The sequence below is a fragment of the uncultured Anaerovibrio sp. genome (assembly GCA_902786545.1).
Taxonomy (GTDB): domain Bacteria; phylum Bacillota; class Negativicutes; order Selenomonadales; family Selenomonadaceae; genus Anaerovibrio.
The window spans coordinates 25,219-42,064 of sequence record CADACU010000023.1; the positions used below are offsets into that span (position 1 = coordinate 25,219).

Annotated in this window: 7 protein-coding genes; 1 reads left to right on the forward strand and 6 read right to left on the reverse strand. The window is 48.7% G+C overall.

Features of this window, described 5'->3' with window-relative positions:
- Window positions 1-157: 157 nt before the first annotated feature.
- The 4 genes from QZV24_RS05990 to QZV24_RS06005 form a co-directional block, all read right to left on the reverse strand.
- On the reverse strand, window positions 158-1,033 hold the full coding sequence (locus QZV24_RS05990) for a DUF3298 and DUF4163 domain-containing protein (protein WP_294521484.1): 876 nt from the start codon (window positions 1,031-1,033) through the stop codon (window positions 158-160).
- A gap of 121 nt (window positions 1,034-1,154) precedes the next feature.
- Window positions 1,155-2,711, reverse strand: a complete 1,557-nt coding sequence (locus QZV24_RS05995; RefSeq protein WP_294521487.1) for an ABC-F family ATP-binding cassette domain-containing protein — start codon at window positions 2,709-2,711, stop codon at window positions 1,155-1,157.
- Window positions 2,708-5,833, reverse strand: a complete 3,126-nt coding sequence (locus QZV24_RS06000; RefSeq protein ID WP_294521490.1) for an efflux RND transporter permease subunit — start codon at window positions 5,831-5,833, stop codon at window positions 2,708-2,710. The genes QZV24_RS05995 and QZV24_RS06000 overlap by 4 nt, the downstream gene beginning before the upstream one ends.
- The gene (locus QZV24_RS06005) at window positions 5,833-7,089 is read right to left on the reverse strand and encodes an efflux RND transporter periplasmic adaptor subunit (protein WP_294521493.1); all 1,257 of its coding nucleotides are present in this window, start codon (window positions 7,087-7,089) and stop codon (window positions 5,833-5,835) included. Before QZV24_RS06005 ends, QZV24_RS06000 begins: the two co-directional genes overlap by 1 nt.
- Window positions 7,090-7,278: 189 nt before the next feature.
- On the opposite strand from QZV24_RS06005, the gene QZV24_RS06010 reads away from it, so the two are divergent.
- Window positions 7,279-8,454, forward strand: a complete 1,176-nt coding sequence (locus tag QZV24_RS06010; RefSeq protein WP_294521495.1) for an FprA family A-type flavoprotein — start codon at window positions 7,279-7,281, stop codon at window positions 8,452-8,454.
- 88 nt (window positions 8,455-8,542) lie between these two features.
- Here the strand turns inward: QZV24_RS06010 and rpoC are convergent, their stop codons facing one another.
- Window positions 8,543-12,655, reverse strand: a complete 4,113-nt coding sequence (rpoC, locus tag QZV24_RS06015) for a DNA-directed RNA polymerase subunit beta' (RefSeq protein ID WP_294521498.1) — start codon at window positions 12,653-12,655, stop codon at window positions 8,543-8,545.
- A gap of 20 nt (window positions 12,656-12,675) precedes the next feature.
- Complete coding sequence (locus QZV24_RS06020) at window positions 12,676-16,503, reverse strand: DNA-directed RNA polymerase subunit beta (protein ID WP_294521501.1); 3,828 nt, start codon at window positions 16,501-16,503, stop codon at window positions 12,676-12,678.
- Window positions 16,504-16,846: the final 343 nt, after the last annotated feature.

A 16,846-nucleotide genomic window follows, 5' to 3' on the forward strand; every position in this document is an offset into this window, starting at 1 on the left:
TCCCGATATCTGCACCCTATAAATAATTTATAACGCCATTGTTCAAATTTTTCTTCTTTAGAAGAAAAATCTTCCAATTAGCGTTTCAACGAGCTGGGAGATATGCTCGCCAGCTGTTGTAGTGGGACATCTTAAAGCTCGTTATAATGCCTGTAGTTTATCCTTTGGCTCTATAGCCATAGAAAATATATTTAGGTTGGAAAATACTAAAATACTTGGACTGTGGCAGATTGACAACCGCCGTTCCCATTGCATACGGACCAATTTCATAGTTGCCGAAGAAAACCTGCATCCCATCCTCAGTCAGTCCAAACTGCAGGTCGTTATGGTCCATCATATACTGGATATTTTTTACCAGTTCCTTTTGGTCAAAAATCGCTTCTCTGTCATCCAGTTGTTTAATGGTCTCTGTGGCCAACAGCTCCGCAAATCCGTCCGTAGTCTGTAAAACATCACTGAGGGATAACCGCTTGCCGGACTTGGTATCTATGGTTACGGCCTTATAATAGGTAACCGGATGAGCGCCCCCCAAATATACATATTCAGTGCCATAACAGCTGAATACCGTACTGTCAGCCCTCAGCCCGCCATAGCTGAGATCATAGGTAAATGGAGCCTCGTTCTGGTATATACCATTTTCTTTGCCAATCTTGTACTCCTCCTGCAAATCGGTATTCCATTCAATCATCATATCATTCATGGAATTCAGATTTTCCTTGGACAGCTTTTCCAGGGCCGCCTGCAGCTTTGGATACATCGCAGCCGATTCCGGTGCAAGATTTACCTGGTAGGTGCTGGCATTTAATATTAGCTTTCCGTCCATTGCCGCAAACATCTGACTTTTTACCGGAGCCGACATATACCCCAGCCCTTCGCTGTACGGAATGCCGCCCGGGGTACCTTCCCTCACCCGGAGGTATCCCCCTTCCTCACAGGCATAAGTGGTGGTTCCCAAATAACTGTCCCCGGTCAACGGTGCCACCAACCCCATAGCCAGCATTGCAGCTCCTACCGCCAACATTTTCTTACCCATAATATTACCCTCCTTTTATTCCTGTCTCCTGCTCTCAGGAGCCTCCCTTGATGAGTCAATATTATACGAAAAGAAACCATTTTACCACTTAAAATTCAATTAAAAATAACTTAACAAATTATTAGATAATTTTGGTGGTCCAGCCCTCGATATTCCACACTGAATCCACCCAATCCTCATAGAAATCCGGCTCATGGGACACCAGCAAAATGGCCCCCTTGTATTCCTTTAAGGCCCGTTTTAATTCAGCCTTGGCATCCACATCAAGATGGTTGGTGGGCTCGTCCAATACCAAAAGATTTACTGGCTTCTGCATGATCTTGCACAGCCGGACCTTGGCAGCTTCACCACCGGACAGCACCATCATCTTGCTGGTAATATGCTCATTGGTAAGGCCACAGGCCGCCAGGGCCGCCCGCACCTCAAACTGGGTCATCCCAGGGTATTCCTGCCATATTTCCTCAATGGCAGTGTTGTCATTCCCCTTGGTGGATTCCTGTTCAAAGTAGCCAGGGGTAACGAATTCTCCCAGCTCAATTTTGCCGGAAATCGGCTTTATCATCCCCAACAAGGTCTTCAACAGCGTAGTTTTGCCCAGGCCATTTACTCCCCGCAGAGCTACTTTTTTGCCCCGCTCCAGCTGTAAATCCACCGGATTGGTCAATGGGGTATCATAGCCCAAAATCAATCGCTTGGCCTCAATAACAAACCGACTTGGAGTTCGGTCCATCTGAAAATGGAAATGAGGCTTCGGTTTCTCCGTGCGCTTTTCCAAAACCTCCATTTTATCCAGCTTTTTCTGCCGGGAATTGGCCATCCCCCGGGTAGCCACCCGAGCCTTGTTTCTCTGAATAAAATCCTTTTCCCGGGCAATTTCAGCCTGTTGCCGCTCATAGGCCGCATCCTCCTGCCGCCGTTTGATGGCATACATCTCCTGAAATTTCTCATAGCTGCCGGTATACCTGGTCAGTGTAGCATTTTCCACATGGTAAATCACATTGGTAACCGCATTTAAAAACGGCACATCATGGGACACCAAAATAAAGGCATTTTCATAATTCTGCAGATAGGTTTTCAGCCATTCAATATGTTCTACATCCAAAAAATTGGTGGGCTCGTCCAAAATAAGGATATCCGGACTTTGGAGCAACAGCTTGGTCATCAGTACCTTGGTCCTTTGGCCACCAGAAAGTTCATCCACCAGCCGATCCAGCCCAATATCCCGCAGCCCCAGGCCGCCAGCTACCTCCTCTATCTTGCTGTCCAGGGTATAAAAGCTATGGGCATCCAAAATGTCCTGAATTTCGCCGGCTTCGCTCATAAGCTTGTCCATTTCCTCCGGGGCAGCTTCGGCCATTTTATCATAGCAGGCCTGCATCTCAGCTTCCAGCTTGTACATATCGTCAAAAGCCGTTTTTAATACATCACGAATGGTCATACCAGGCTTTAACACAGCGTGCTGGTCCAGATAGCCGGAGGTAACCCGCTTGGCCCACTCCACCTTGCCCGCATCCGGGGTCATCTGACCGGTGATAATGGACAAAAAGGTGGACTTTCCTTCGCCATTGGCGCCCACCAGGGCAACATGCTCCCCCTTTAGCAGGCGAAAGCTGACATCTTCAAATATGGTTCTGCCCCCAAAGCCGTGGGACACCCCCGAAACATTTACTATACTCAAGTCTGTATCTCCTTAATCTTGTTTTTGTGCCATCGCCCCCGGACACTGGCCAGCCAGGTCTGTGGCGGATGATTTTCAAAAAACATAAAAATAATTGGTATTAGTAGCAGGGTAAATATAGTGGATGTAAGCAACCCGCCTATAATCACCCAGGCCATGCTGACTCTGGTCTCGGCCCCTTCCGTCATCGCCAGAGCCGTTGGCAGCATACCCACAATCATGGTGATGGTAGTCATCATAATCGGTTTTAAGCGAATTTTACCGGCTTCCACAATAGCCTCATAGGCACTATAGCCCCGGCTCTGCAAAGTCATGGTATAGTCCAGCAGCAAAGTACCATTCTTGGCCACCACGCCATCCATTACCAATATACCAATCATGGAATAAAGGTTCAGGGTGTTATGGGTGATGAGCAGGAACAAAATGGCACCAATAATGCCCAACGGCAGGGAAAACATTCGAATAAACGGTGTGATAAGGGATTCATACAGCACCGCCAGCAGCATGTAAATCAATACCATGGCCATCAGCAGGGCCATAATCAGCTGCCGGAAGGAGTCATCCATCTTGTCGGACTGACCTCTGAACTTATAGGTTACCCCTTCCCCCAGGTCCACGCCCTTCATTTCTTTTTTTACATCCTGGATAACATCGTTTAACGGCCGGTCACCGATATTGGCAAAGAGGGTAATGGAGCGTTGCTTGTCCACCCGCCGGATACGCACCGGTCCGGTGCCGTATTTCATTTCCGTAACATCCCCCAGATACATGGCCTGTCCGTTGATGTTAACCGGTATTGAGGCCACATCCGAGGCCTTAAAGCCATCAGATCCCTTAAACCGCACATTTATTTCCGTATCCTGATTGTCATTTAACACATCGTTGCTGATATAACCGGCTCCCCGCCCGGAAATGGAGGATGAAATGGCTGTTTCCACATCACCGACTGAAACCCCCATGGTCCGGATTTTTTCCCGGTCCACCGTAAGCTGCAGCTCTGGTGCGCCTTCGATATACGAGCTGGCCACATCGGACACGCCCTTTATCTTGGTGTTAAGTACATCCTTCACCTTGTTGGAGGCTTCCACCAACCGGTCATTGTCCAGTCCCCGCAACTCAATCCGCAGGGCACCGCCGCCCCGGACACCGCCACCACCGGATACACCGGTAATGGTGGTCTGGGTTTCCGACACCCGGATAGAGGCTTCATCTATATCGGCACAAAACGCGCGCATTTCATCCGCCACTTCCCAGACCGATCTGCTCCGCTCACTGCGATCCTTCAACTGGACCTTTATACGCCCCTCATAGGAATTGCTGCCGCCGGACCCGGCCAGATAATATTTAACCTCCGGTATGGACTGGATTTTCTCCTCAATCCGGCTGACCACCTTGTAGGTTTCGTCCGCCGTCCGATTTACCGGCAATTCCACAATCATCTGGAAGCTGCCTTCATCGGTGCGGGGCATAAATTCCGCACCAACGGCTCCCAATGGAATAAGGGACAAGGCCCCCACAAAGAGCAACAAAGCACCAAAAAGCAGCTTCTTCTGATTGTCGAAGCTTTTTTTCAGAATTATTTCGTATTTTTCAACCGCCTTTGTCTCCAGCCGGTCCATAAAATCCCATAACCGATTTTTACTCTGATACCAGCCCTTGTGATAAAGCTTGGCGGCCAACATCGGCGTCAGGGTAAAGGACACAAACAGGGAAAACATTCCGGCAAACACTATGGTAAGACCAAACTGCCGGAAGAACTGCCCCGTCATGCCGGACATAAAGGCAATTGGCAAAAAGGTCACTGCATCACAGAGGGTGATGGCAATGGCCGCCATACCGATTTCCATTCGGCCGGTTTCTGCCGCTTCAGCCGGTGGCTCCCCCATCTTTAAATGACGGGATATATTCTCCAATACCACCACTGAGTCATCCACCAGTATACCAATACACAGGGTCATACCCATCAATGACATCATATTGAAGGTAAATCCCGCGGCATACATCACAAAGAAGGTAGCTATCAAAGAAGTTGGAATAGCCACCATAACCGCTGCAGTGGAGCGCCAGCCCCGCAGAAACAGGAACAGAACCAAGCCAGTGGTAATAAGGCCCTCCACCAAGGTGCCCAAGGTGTTGTGCAAGGAGGACCGCACATAATCTGCATCGTTGCTTATAATCGTAAAATTATAATTTGGATTATTCTTCCGCAGCTTTGCCAGCTTTTTCTCGATATTGTCCGCAGTTTCCACCACATTGGCATCACTGTTTTTATATATCTCCATCATTACTGAGGCTTCACCGTTAAAATTTCCATAACGGTTTACCCTGGCAGTCTGATGCCGGACAGTGGCTACTGTAGTGAGAGGAATTGGCGTTTTATCAGCATTTTTGACAAAAATCTTTTCAATATCCGCCGCGTTTTTGTACTGGGCCACAGCCCGTACATCGGATTTTACCGTATCGGTGTATATAGTACCGGAGGGCAGCAACTGGTTTTCATTTTTTATGGCCGTAACAATATCATTTAAAGTAAGGCGGTAGGCCGCCATCTTGTCCTTGTCGACCTCTACGGCTACCTCAGTATCCACTCCGCCGAAAACATCGATTTCGGATACACCGCCGGCCTGCTGGATTTCATCCGCAAATTCATTGTCCACCCGGGAATACATTTCCGCCAGGGAAACGGCCGAGGTTACTGCCACTTCCACTATAGGCTCATCATTATCATCCCGCTTGATTACCACCGGTTCATCGGCTTCGTCCGGCAGCTTGTACCGGATGGCCTCTACCTTTTTGGTAGCATCAATAGCCGCACTGTCGGCATCAGCGTCAAATTCCAGCTCCACCGTTACTCTGGCCCGTTCATAACGGGCGGTGGAATTGATTTTTTTCACATTGGACAGGGAGGACAAGGCCTCCTCCACCGGTTTTACCACCTGTTGCTCCACGGATTCAGCACTGGCTCCGGGATATTTTACCATTACGGTAATAAACGGTGTATTTACCGCCGGCAACAGCTCCACCCCAATGCGGTAAAAACTGAAAAGCCCGATAACCACAAACAGGGCCACTATCATGGATATGCCTACAGGACGGTTTATGGCAAATCTGGTAATATTCATCAATTTCCCTCTCCCGTCCCATCATTATCCAGCTGTACCTTGCCACCGTTTTTCATTCGGTCAAGGCTGGTAATTACTACTTCTTCACCTTCATTTATACCCTCAAGGAACTCTACTTCCTCATCATTTATCAGCCCCAGCTTTACCACCCGTTCTTCCACGGTACCCTCGGCCCGGTTATACACAAAAACCGTGGTTATGCCGTTTTTGGAAAGCACCGCATCCTTTGGGGCAAAGAGAGTATTTTTTCGCTGCAGGATATCCACTGCCGTTCTGGCAAACAGCCCAGCTTTGATGTTTCCCTTGGCTACATCCAGGGAAATACGGGCAACATAGGATTTGCTGCCGGCAGTCATACCAGGACTGACATACACTATTTTCCCGCTGTAGGTCGTCCCCAGAGCATCAATGGTCACTGACACCGGCAAACCGGCAGTAAGCAGCGCTGCATCATTTTCCGACAGGGAACAGTCCACATAAAGGTGGCTGTTATCAATCAAGGTCAAGATCTTGCTGCCAGGACTGAGATAGCTGCCTACCTCCACATCCCGATAGCCGATAACACCGCCCCGTGGTGCCCGGATAATCATATCGTCCCGCTGCTTGCGAAGGGCATCCACACTGTAAGAGCTTTTAATGGCAGCGTACTGCTTGGACCGGACACTGGCCGGGGAATTTCCGTCAATCTGATTTAGCAGGGCATCATACTGGGCCTTGCTGGTCACATAAGTATCCCGGGCACTGTCCAGCTTGTCCTGGGAAATAGCCCCGATGGAGAACAAATATTGCTGCCGGTCATAATGGCTTTTTTGGATTTCGTAGGCAGCTTCCGCCTTGGCCAAATTAGCATTATAGGAGGCCTCCTCCGTTTCCGCATCGGCACTGGCCGCCTGGGCAGCGGCTTCCCCCTGCATAATGGCTATATCCAAATCATCGGTGTCCTGCCGTACCAGCACATCCCCTTCATTCACCTGGTCACCCAACTGGACATTTACTGCTGTAACCCGGCCCGCATACTTTGGCGCCAATACAATGGTAGCATCTGATACAGTCTGGCCGGACAATACAATATGGCGGCCCATATCAGCCCGCTTCACCTGATAGACTGCCACCTTGGGCAGAGTCAACGCCGGCTTTTTATCACCCTTTCGCCCATTGCCAAAGACAAAATATCCCAATACTACCACAAAGAGCAGGCATATAACCCCAGCGATTTTAAATTTCCTGCCCTGATAATTTGCCAATCTGTGACGCATAAACTTCCCCCATCTTTATCTCAATGCCTGCATTGCATGGCAGACATCACTTCTTGCATTTTATATATTTCCATATAGTTATTATTTTAATCTACAAGCCAGTTTTTTACCATGACTTTTTCATATATTCCTGCTAAAATCGTTATGAAAAGCAATATTTTATATTTTTTCGAAAGGTGGTTATAATTTATGTTCCCTGTCGAATTTAAACCCGGCATCTATTGGGTCGGCTCCATGGACTGGTCCATGCGTAATTTCCATGGCTACAGCACTGAGCGTGGTTCAAGCTACAACGCCTACCTCATTATGGATGAGAAGATTACCCTGATTGATACCGTAAAGGCTCCCTTCTGTATGGAAATGCTGGGCCGCATCCGCAACATCGTTGATCCGGCCAAAATTGACTATATAGTGTCCAACCATGTGGAGCCGGACCATTCCGGCGGTATTCCTTTTATGATGCAGCAATGCCCCAATGCCAAAATCGTTACCAGTGACCCTAACGGTCTGAAAGGTCTTACCGGTCGCTATGGTGAGCGGGATTACATCGCAGTAAAAGCTGGTGACACCTTGTCCCTAGGTCAGCGTACCCTCACCTTTGTCCCTACGCCAATGCTTCATTGGCCAGACAGTATGGTAACCTATTGCCCGGAGGAGGAGCTGCTGTTTTCCAACGACGCCTTTGGCCAGCACTTAGCTTCCGTAGGCCGCTTCGAGGATGATAACGACCTGAGTGAAGTAATGCATCAGGCCAAGAAGTATTATGCCAATATTTTAATGCTGTTTGGTCCACAGGCCCAAAAGGCCATCACCGCTCTCAGCGAGCTAAAAATCAGCATGATTGCCACCGGGCACGGTGTCTCCTGGCGAAGCCACATTCCGGAAATCATTCAGGCCTACAAGGACTGGAGCAGCTTCAAAAAGACGGACAAGGCCGTAGTGGTCTTTGATACTATGTGGCATACCACGGAGATTATGGCCAAGAATGTGGCAGATGCCTTCCAGAAGGCCGGTATTTCGCCACGGCTCTTTGACCTGAGATGTGACCATATTTCCGATGTTATGACGGAACTGCTGGACGCCAAATACATTGCGGTTGGCTCACCGACCATCAACAACCAGATGATGCCGACTGTAGCCGGTTTCTTCTGCTATATGAAGGGATTGGCACCTAAAGGACTGAAGGGCTTTGCCTTTGGTTCCTATGGCTGGGGCGGCCAGAGCATTCCACAGGTAGAGGAAGCCCTGAAGGACTGCAAGGTAGAAATCGTCCTTGACCAGCAGAAGATTCAAAACACCGTAAATCCGCCATTCCTGAAGGAATTGCAGCAAAATGTAATCGATATGGTAAGCAACCAGAAATAAATATACGCACAAAAAAGAGTTGTGAGTGGATGCCCTAAGGGGCTGCCAACTCACAACTCTTTTAGTTTGTCTTTTATTTAAGCAATACTTACTCTGCAGCTGCTTCAGCTTCTACAGTCTGCTCCGGTTCATCTTCATAAACCACCTTGATGTTACGATAGCAGCTCATGCCGGTACCGGCCGGAATAAGCTTACCAATAATAACATTTTCCTTCAGACCGAGGAGTGGGTCAACCTTACCCTTGATAGCCGCATCAGTCAGGACACGAGTGGTCTCCTGGAAGGATGCAGCGGACAAGAAGGAATCCGTTGCCAAGGCTGCCTTGGTGATACCAAGGAGAATTGGCTTAGCCACAGCCGGCTCTTTACCTTCGGCAATAGCCTTGGTATTAGCCGCTTCGAAGCTGTTGATATCAACATACTCACCTGGCAGGAAGTCGGTGTCACCATAAGCCTCAATGCGAACCTTATGGAGCATCTGACGAACCATAACCTCAATGTGTTTATCGTTAATACCAACACCCTGCTGCTGGTAAACCTTCTGTACTTCGTATACCAGATAGTTCTGGGTTGCCTTCAGGCCGCAGACACGAAGAATGTCGTGTGGGTTGATGGAACCCTCGGTAATCTTGTCACCTGGCAGAACATGGTCGCCATCCTTAACTGCCACCCGGGCATTAACTGGCAGAACATATTCCTTGGCCTTGTCCTTCGCCTCGTTAGGGGTAATGGTAACCGTACTGAGGGTACCATTTTCAGTGGTAACAGCCGTAACAGTTACATCGCCCTCAATCTCAGCAATGGTAGCCATGTGCTTCGGCTTACGGGCCTCGAACAATTCCTCGACACGAGGCAGACCCTGAGTAATATCCTCGCCACTGGCGATACCGCCGGAGTGGAAGGTACGCATTGTCAGCTGAGTACCTGGCTCACCGATGGACTGGGCTGCGATAATACCTACAGCCTCACCCACATTTACGCGGGTAGCGTTGGCCAAATCACGGCCATAGCACTTGATGCAGACACCATACTGAGACTTACAGGTCAATACGCTGCGGACAGATACCTTGGTCCGAATCTTGCTGATTTCCTCAGCCAGCTCCTCATCAATATCGTCATTGATGGAAGCAATCTTTTTGCCGCTCTTAGGATCGATGATATCCTCAGCCAGAACCCGACCAAGAATTCGTGCCTTCAATGGCAGAATATCCTTGGAGCCCTTAACTTCACCGGCAATAGCCTCAACCTCAATACCACGGATATTGTTGTTGCGGACCTTGACCTCCTTGGCGTCACTGGACAGCACTGCCTCAATGTATTCCTCGGTCAGAGGTACACCGGCCGGAACTATTTCCACACCATTAGAATCAATAACCGCATCAGTGGTATCCTTGCCCATCATCTGAGCAACCATAGCTGCCTTGATGGACTTCCGGATATTCTCGTCAGGAGCTCCCAACTGTACAGTATCAGTTGCAGCTGCGTTGGAAATATCCGATTCGCTGTTGGAGGCAGAACCACTGAGAACAATCTCGGAAACACCAGCCTCACCGATGCTCTTGAGATATTCCTCATCGATGACATCGCCCTTGCTGATGATAACCTCGCCGGTTTCCGGACTTACAACATCAGCCGCCATAATACGGCCAATCAGGCTATCCTTCAGCGATTCGATGGCAGCGGCAGCCGAATCAGCCAGCTTAGCCCGCTCACGAACCAAATTGATGCCAACCACATCACAGTCTTCCTCACGGACAATAACATCCTGTGCCACATCAACCAGACGACGGGTAAGATAACCGGAGTCAGCTGTTCTGAGGGCGGTATCCGCCAGACCCTTTCTGGCACCATGGGAAGATATAAAGTAATCAGATACGGACAGACCTTCACGGAAGTTTGCCGTAATTGGAATTTCAATTGTTTTACCGGATGGGTCAGCCATCAGACCACGCATACCGGCCAGCTGACGCATCTGGGACTTGTTACCACGGGCACCGGAGTTGGCCATCATATAGATTGGGTTGAATGGCTCATTGTCCTCGTAGTTGTCGTACATTGCATCGGCAACCTGCTCAGTAGTCTTGTTCCAAATCTTGCAGACACGCTTATAGCGTTCTTCTTCAGACATAAGACCGCGATCAAACTGGCGCTGGGTCTTCTTAACCATAGCCTCTGCTTCGTCCAGAAGAGCCTGCTTCTTTTCCGGTACCTTAATATCGGAAATAGCAACGGTCATACCGGCAATACAAGCATAATGATAACCCAAATTCTTGACATTATCGATAACCACGGCAGTCTCACTGGCACCAAGGGTCTTAAAGCACTTGTCTACCAGTTTTCCCAGCTCGCCCTTCTTCATCAGCTTACCAAGAGACCACTCACCGGTCTTCTTGTCCTGAGTATACTGACGAACTGCCTTTGGCAGAGTTTCATTGAATATCATACGGCCCAGAGTAGTACGAACCAGACCATAATCAGTCACATTGCCATCTTCATCAGTTTCCTTGATACGGACCTTGATTTCAGCCTGCAAATCCAGCTCCTGATGCTGATAAGCCAGCAGTGCCTCGTTGATACCGGTGAAAATCTTGCCTTCACCCATAACAGGACGGCCCTGGCTGGAATCCCGCACAGCAGTCAGATAATAGGAACCCAAAACCATATCCTGGGAAGGAACGATAATAGGACCACCATCCTTAGGTGCAAGGATATGGTTGGCCGCCAGCATCAATACACGGGCCTCAGCCTGTGCCTCAGCCGACAATGGAAGATGGATAGCCATCTGGTCACCATCGAAGTCAGCATTGTACGCGGTACATGCCAATGGATGCAGTTTCAAAGCACGCCCCTCGGTAAGAACTGGCTCAAAGGCCTGAATACCAAGACGATGCAATGTAGGGGCACGGTTCAGCAGAACCGGATGCTCCTTGATAACGCCTTCCAGTACATCCCAAACCTCATCCTTGGCCCGTTCTACCATACGCTTGGCGGACTTGATGTTGTGAGCAATACCATCGGAAACCAGACGCTTCATAACGAATGGCTTGAAGAGCTCCAATGCCATCTCCTTCGGGAGACCACACTGATGGAGCTTCAGCTCAGGACCTACTACGATAACGGAACGACCGGAATAGTCTACGCGCTTACCAAGCAGATTCTGACGGAAACGGCCCTGCTTACCCTTTAACATATCAGACAGGGACTTTAACGGACGGTTACCAGGACCGGTAACCGGACGGCCACGACGGCCATTGTCAATGAGGGCGTCAACTGCTTCCTGGAGCATACGCTTCTCATTGCGGACAATAATATCTGGCGCATGAAGCTCCAAAAGGCGCTTCAGACGGTTATTACGGTTGATTACCCGGCGATACAAATCGTTCAGGTCAGAGGTAGCAAAGCGGCCACCATCCAGCTGAACCATTGGGCGCAGCTCTGGTGGAATAACCGGAACCACATCCATAATCATCCAGGAAGGCTTGTTGCCGGACTTACGGAAAGCCTCAACAACCTCCAGACGGCGGATAGCCTTCAGGCGACGCTGCTGGCTGGTTACAGTTTTTAACTCCTCAGCCAGTTCCTGGTGCAGCAAATCCAAACGGGTAAAGATACCCTCCTCTGGCTTCTGCTCCTCCTCCGGCAAATCGGATTCGATTTCTACCAGAAGTTCCTTGATAGCCTCAGCACCCATACCAACTCTGAACGCAGTTGGCGAATAACGGCTGCGCAAATCACTGTATTCCTTCTCGCTGAGCAGCTGTTTCTTGCTGAGCTCAGTAGTACCAGGGTCAATTACGATATAAGAAGCAAAATACAGTACTTTTTCCAAAGCTCTTGGGGCAATGTCCAATACCAGCCCCAAGCGGCTAGGAATACCCTTGAAGTACCAAATATGGGAAACTGGTGCCGCCAACTCAATGTGTCCCATTCTTTCACGACGGACCTTGGCCCGAGTAACCTCAACACCGCAACGCTCGCAGACGGTGCCTTTATGGCGAATTCTCTTATACTTTCCACAATGGCACTCCCAATCACGGGTTGGGCCAAAGATTCTCTCGCAGAACAAACCGGAGGTTTCCGGCTTTAAAGTACGATAATTTATAGTTTCTGGCTTGGTAACCTCACCATAGGACCACTCCCGGATTTTATCCGGAGAAGCCAGACCAATACGCATTGAATCAAAATTATTTACATCCAACAAGGGCGTGTCACTCCCTTCCTTTATTCATCACTGTCATCATTATCGGCAACAACATCCACGATGAGATCATTATCAGCATAATCATCTACCGCTTCAATATCATCTTCGCTGTATTCGTCAACAACTGGCATATTTGCGGAATCATCAACGCCATTTACATCAACCTCCAAATCATTGGCGGCCTCCTTAATGTCGTCTTCATCATCCTGTACCATAATCTCGTTGGCATTCTCATCCTGAACCTTGATATCGAGACCGATACTCTGAAGCTCCTTGATAAGAACCTTAAATGATTCCGGAACACCCGGCTCAGGGATGTTTTCACCCTTGACGATGGATTCATAGGTCTTTACACGGCCCACAACATCATCAGACTTAACAGTCAAAATCTCCTGCAGGGTGTAAGCAGCACCATATGCCTCCAGGGCCCAAACCTCCATCTCACCGAAACGCTGGCCACCAAACTGTGCCTTACCACCCAACGGCTGCTGGGTAACTAAGGAGTAAGGACCTACGGAACGGGCATGAATCTTATCATCAACCAGATGATGCAGCTTCAGCATGTATACGCAGCCCACGGTAACCTTGTTCTTGAACGGTTCACCGGTACGGCCATCGTAAAGGACAGTCTTGGCATCCTCATCCATACCGGAAGCGCGGATTGTATCAAATACATCCTTCTCCCGGGCACCATCAAATACCGGGGTAGCAATATGCACACCAGCCTTGTCGGATTTTGGCATACCATACTTGTCAAAATCATAACCAATCGCACGGAGACGCTTCTCAACAGTTGGGTCACCGTTCTTGATCTGAGTACCGATATTTCTTACAGCCATACCCAGATGAGTTTCCAAAATCTGTCCGATATTCATACGGGATGGTACACCCAATGGGTTCAATACCACATCTACCGGAGTACCATCTGGCAGGAATGGCATATCCTCTTCCCGCATAATCCGGGAAACGACACCCTTGTTACCATGACGACCGGACATCTTATCACCCACGGAAATCTTTCTCTTCTGGGCGATGTATACGCGAACCATATTGTTTACACCAGGATTCAGCTCGTCGTTGTTTTCCCGGCTATAAACCTTTACATCAACGATTTTGCCGGCTTCACCATGTGGAACCCGCAGGGAAGTATCACGAACCTCCCGGGCCTTCTCACCGAAGATAGCCCGCAGGAGACGCTCCTCAGCGGACAACTCAGTCTCACCCTTTGGTGTAACCTTACCGACCAAAATATCACCGGTTCTTACTTCAGCACCGATGCGGATAATACCGTTCTCATCCAAATCCTTCAAATTTTCTTCGGATACATTAGGGATATCACGGGTAATCTCCTCTGGTCCCAGCTTGGTATCACGGGCCTCACAGTCATATTCCTCAATATGAATGGAAGTATAAATATCTCTCTTGACCAGATTCTCACTAAGAAGAATAGCATCCTCGTAGTTGTAACCTTCCCAAGGCATATAAGCAACGATAATGTTGTAGCCCAAAGCCAGCTCACCGTGGTCAGTTGCCGGACCATCAGCAATTGGCTGACCAGCCTCTACCTGATCACCCTTGAATACGATAGGGAGCTGATTGATGCAGGTACCCTGGTTGGAACGCATAAATTTCTGAAGCTTGTATTCATCCAAATCACCATCTTCAGTGCGGACAACAATCTTGTCGGCAGAAACGGACTCAACCACACCGGCATTTTTAGCCAAAATCATAACGCCGGAGTCACAGGCTGCCTTGTACTCCATACCAGTACCAACCAATGGGGCCTGAGTACGGAGAAGCGGAACGGCCTGACGCTGCATGTTGGCACCCATGAGGGCACGGTTGGCGTCATCGTTCTCCAGGAACGGAATCATGGCGGTTGCAATGGAAACCACCTGTTTTGGCGACACATCCATGTAGTCAACCTTTTCACGGCGAACCTCAGTGGTCTCCTCGTGAACACGGGCTACTACACGCTCATTTACGAACCAGTCGTTTTCATCCAATGGTTCGTTGGCCTGAGCAATAACCAAGGTATCCTCGGCGTCAGCAGTGATATACTTAACATCATTGGTAACGCGTTTGTTTTCTTTATCTATACGACGATATGGTGTCTCCATAAAGCCATACTTGTTAATTCGTGCATAGTTGGACAGGGAACCTATCAAACCGATGTTAGGACCTTCTGGGGTCTCAATAGGGCACATACGACCGTAATGGGAGTTGTGAACATCCCGGACCTCGAAACCGGCCCGTTCTCTGGACAAACCACCAGGACCAAGGGCTGACAGACGACGCTTATGGGTCAGCTCAGCCAATGGGTTGTGCTGGTCCATAAACTGGGACAGCTGGGATGAACCAAAGAATTCCTTGATTGCAGCCACAACCGGACGGATATTGATGAGATTCTGTACAGCAGAAATATCCTCCTGGGTGGACATACGCTCACGAACTACACGCTCCATACGGGTCAAACCAATACGGAACTGATTCTGGAGCAGCTCACCGACGGAACGGACACGACGGTTGCCCAAATGGTCAATATCGTCAGTGCGGCCCACACCATGCATCAAATTCAACAGATAGCTGACGGAAGCAATAATATCGTTAACCGCAATGGTACGCTTCTTGTCCACCAAAGTTGGGGAGCAAATCATCTCCAGCAGCTGGCCTTCGTCATCCAGCTTTACCTTCAGGATAATGGCCCTATTTTCACCGAAAATAGCCTTTTCCTGCTCGTCAGTAATCTCATCAATGAAATCCTGCTCAATAATCTTGTCAGCCGGAACAATGATTTCACCGGTCTCCTGGTCCACCAATGGCTCAGCCAGTACCTGTCCTACCAGACGATGCTTCCAGCCCAGCTTCTTGGTAATCTTGTGACGACCAACAGTAGCCAAATCATAACGCTTCTTGTCAAAGAACAGGCTTCTAAGCATCTGGCGGGCATTGTCCACATTGAATGGCTCGCCTGGACGAAGCCGCTTGTAGATTTCATCAAGTGCTACTTCCTCAATGCTTCTGCCCTCAGTGCTCTCAGTATTATCCCGGTCCAAAGTAGCAGCAATAGCCGGGTCATTATCAAAGAGTGCCAGAATTTCATCCTTGGTTCCAAAGGACAAATCAGAGGTAATAACCTCAATATGGTCCTCGTTGCGGCCCGTCTCAGCTGCGCTGGCCGTACCGTCGGCAATCTGCTGGTTACGCTTAATCTCAGCCTTGTTAATAGCATCCAAAGCTCTCAAAAATACGGTAACCGGCAGCTTACGGGTTCTATCGATACGAACCGAAATAACATCGTTATTATCAGTCTCAAGCTCAATCCATGCACCACGGTTAGGAATAACAGTAGCATCAAACAAAGACTTACCCTGGGAATCGACATTCTTGCCGTAGTAAGCCCCCGGAGAACGAACCAGCTGACTTACAATAACACGCTCAGCACCATTGATAACAAAGGTACCTGAGCTGGTCATCAGCGGGAAATCACCCATAAAAATTTCGCTGTCGTGGAACTCACCGTTTTCCTTGTTAATGCGACGAACCTTCACTCTAAGCGGGGCGGAATAGGTTGCATCCCGCTCCTTGCTCTCCTCCAAGCCATACTTTGGCTCACCCAGAGAATAATCCAACAGTCTTAATTCAATCTTGTTCTGGAAATCGGTGATTGGGGAAATATCCTCAAAAATTTCCATAAGGCCAGTGCCCTTGGTTCCCTTTTCAACATCGCCAATAAACCATTCATAAGACTTGCGCTGAATGTCAAGAAGATGAGGCATTTCCATGACCTCTTTAATCTTGGCATAGCTATACCTGGTTCGTTTGCCTACCGGTACAGGATGAAACATTAAGATCTTCACTCCTTAGCTAAAAATAACAAAACAACAAAAAATCCGCACACGAAAAATAAACAGATTCACAACACCTCTTCATGGGCTAAAACCACACGACGCATTGCCAAATGTCCTAAAACACCTGATGAATCCATTTACTTACCCCTTGCACGAACTTTATTAACTTATGTCACTTGCCCAGAAAAATCTGTAGCAATTTATTTTATCAATATTTTTTTTTTGAGTCAAGGACTTTATCAGATAGTGTCAAGAATCTTTCGCAAAATCTTTTATTACCACTTAATAGTTGAATATTACCCAACTGTTACATCGGCATAATTAATTTCTGCGTCATCTA